At 44.1% G+C, this 2,639-nt stretch carries 4 protein-coding genes; all 4 read left to right on the top strand.

Annotation, left to right across the window (positions count from 1 at the left end):
• Positions 1-71 precede the first annotated feature (71 nt).
• On the top strand, positions 72-500 hold the full coding sequence (locus F7C14_RS07895) for a type II toxin-antitoxin system VapC family toxin (RefSeq protein WP_290901646.1): 429 nt from the start codon (positions 72-74) through the stop codon (positions 498-500).
• Between the two features lies 1 nt (position 501).
• The gene (gene cmr4 / locus F7C14_RS07890; protein WP_290901643.1) at positions 502-1,386 is read left to right on the top strand and encodes a type III-B CRISPR module RAMP protein Cmr4; all 885 of its coding nucleotides are present in this window, start codon (positions 502-504) and stop codon (positions 1,384-1,386) included.
• Positions 1,373-1,741, top strand: a complete 369-nt coding sequence (cmr5, locus tag F7C14_RS07885) for a type III-B CRISPR module-associated protein Cmr5 (RefSeq protein ID WP_290901640.1) — start codon at positions 1,373-1,375, stop codon at positions 1,739-1,741. Before cmr4 ends, cmr5 begins: the two co-directional genes overlap by 14 nt.
• A partial coding sequence (gene cmr6, locus F7C14_RS07880) for a type III-B CRISPR module RAMP protein Cmr6 (RefSeq protein WP_290901637.1) occupies positions 1,738-2,639 on the top strand: 902 nt, incomplete at its 3' end. The genes cmr5 and cmr6, both read left to right, overlap by 4 nt.

Genomic DNA, 2,639 nt, shown 5'->3' with positions numbered 1-2,639 from the left:
TGTTAGGAGATACGTAAAAAAGAAGGGAAAGTATATCAGATATTACGAACTTTTGAAGGAGGTCGACTGGAATGAGCTCAAAAGAGAAGTTGAGGATTTCAGAAGAACTTTCAGACTTGGAGAACGTGATGGTTGACACCTCTGTGCTGATAGAGTATTCGAAAGCGAAAAAACTTGAAATGCTCGATGATAGCCACATCTCCGTCATAACGCTAATTGAGTTTCTGAGGTATTACAGAGATGACAGAACCAGAAAAGAATTGAAATCGCTCCTCGAGAGTTTTTTTAAGGTTGTCAGCCTTGATAACGAGGTGGTTTTGACCTATTGCAATCTGCACAACTCCCTCAAAGAGAGGGGTCTGCAGATAGGTGATGCAGATCTACTAATCGCATCATGCGCCCTTTCGAAAGACCTAACGCTTTACACTCTCGATTTGAGGCATTTTGAGAGGCTTGAGGAGTTCGGTTTGAAGCTACTGAGAATTGAAGGAGGTGTTTGACGTGTTCGAAAAAGCCCTTATTTTGAGTCTGTACAGCATAACACCCGTGCATGCTGGAAGCGGAGCTGAGATGAGCGTGATAGATTTACCGATACAGAGGGAAAGGCACACTGGCTTTCCGGTGATATGGGGGCAGAGTTTGAAGGGTGTTTTGAGGAGTTACTACACCAAGATCGACGATTCGCAAAACAAGGTTAAAACCGAAGTCATATTCGGACCTCCGACTGACAGTGCATCCGACCACGCAGGAGCGATAAGTGTGGGAGATGTTAAGGTGCTGCTGTTCCCAGTGAGAAGTGCTAAGGGTGTTTTTGCCCACGTAACCTGTCCGATGGTGCTGAAAAGGTTTAGGAGAGACCTTGAGCTTGCCAATATTACTGTTAATTTCAAAATCCCACCGCTGAAGTCTGAAAATTTCGCTGCGGTTTCACTGGATACAATTCTCGAAGTGCAAGAAAATAAAATAATTATAGAGGACTTAGCTCTCAATGCTGAAAAGCAAAACATTTCTCAAATCGTAGAGGCAATTTCTAGAATATCTCCGATCAGTCTGGATGAAAATAGAATAGTGATTGTACAGGACGATATCTTCAGCATTTTCGTTAGGACGACCACCGAGATCCTGGCAAGAGTGAGAATCAAAGCGGAAACTGGGACTGTCGACGAAGGAGCGCTGTGGTATGAGGAATATTTACCGAGCGATGTGGTGATGTATTCAGTTATAGCAATTGCTGAGCCAAGAAGGAAAACGAATGAATTGTCAACGGCTGAAGATGTAGCAGAAGAGTTCAGAAAATTCGACGGTAAATTCGTTCAGGTTGGTGGTAATGAAACTATCGGTAAGGGATTCGTTAAGTTAGGGGCGGTCGGTAATGAAAACGCTTGAGCAGGAGAGAGCTAAATTTGCGTATGAAAAAGTAAAGTCGGTGAAAGGCAGAGACTTTGAAGAGGACTACGCAAAATACGTAAAAAACGCTCCAGCTATGATTTTAACGAACGGGCTAGGAAATACTCTGGCTTACTATAGATCTAAAAAGAGAGAGGCTTACACAAAGTTATACGAACACTTCGGCGAGTGGTTGCAGGAGAGGGGTTACTGCAAAAAAGATGAGGATGTGCTGGAGTGGATCACTAAAACTGACTCTCTAATAGTTTTCCAAGCAACACAGGAAGTTCTCGCATTGCTCAACTGGATGACGAAATTTGCGAGAGCTGAACTAAAGGAGAGTGATTCAGGATGAGTGAAACTCTCAAATTCTTCGTTGCAAAGGACTTACTACCCTTGGCAGAAAACACTTTCAAAAGAGGTAAGTATATTGGTATTCTCGATAACTTATCTATTTTGCTCACGAAGTTTTGTCCCTTTTTTGAGAAAAACGGCGAAGTGGAAAAGCCCAAACACGATCGCTTTGGTCACGAAATCAAACTACCTGAAAAGGCGCTGGAGCTGTATGACAGTTATTTCAACCACTTTGAGAATTTTTTAAGAGGGGTTAAAGCCAGCACATTCAATTTAGTAACAAAATCCCGCCTCGTAGTCGGCTTGGGCGATGAAAGTGTTTACGAAATCTCTATAAGACTCCACAGGAATTACGGAGTTCCGTACATTCCGGGATCTGCTTTGAAGGGTGTTGCAAAGCACTACGCCATATACAGGCTAGCGGAAGAGTTGGTCAATCAGGAAGGGGGTGACTTCTTCAAACTCACAGGTAAAGTGCAGAAATCCGTTGAGGAGCCGGACGATTCCAAGGTTTCCGGAGACGTTAAATCTCTGAGTTTTGAGATCGATGGAGTGGAGATGACTTTCGAAGATATCAGGAGAATTTTCGGAACGCAAAGATGGGTGGGGGAAGTAGTGTTCTTCGACACCTTCCCAACGCCTGAGCAGCTCAAAAGCAAACCGATACTGGAACTCGACATCATGAATCCCCACTACCAGCCCTATTATCAGCATGGAGAAGCTCCCGGAGATTGGCATTCCCCGACACCGATCTTTATCCTGACCGTTCCCAAAGGGTTTGAATTTATTTTCTCTTTGGCTCCAAGGGAAGCAGGTGGTGGTGAGATCGTAGAAAAAGCTGGAGTACTTCTGAGGGAGGTGTTGCAGAGATTTGGTGTAGGGGCTAAAACACTGTCTCT

The organism is Ferroglobus sp. (assembly GCF_015521575.1).
Classification (GTDB): Archaea; Halobacteriota; Archaeoglobi; order Archaeoglobales; family Archaeoglobaceae; genus Ferroglobus.
The sequence above is the reverse complement of the archived record's forward strand: the minus strand, read 5'-3'. Positions and strand labels throughout refer to the sequence as shown.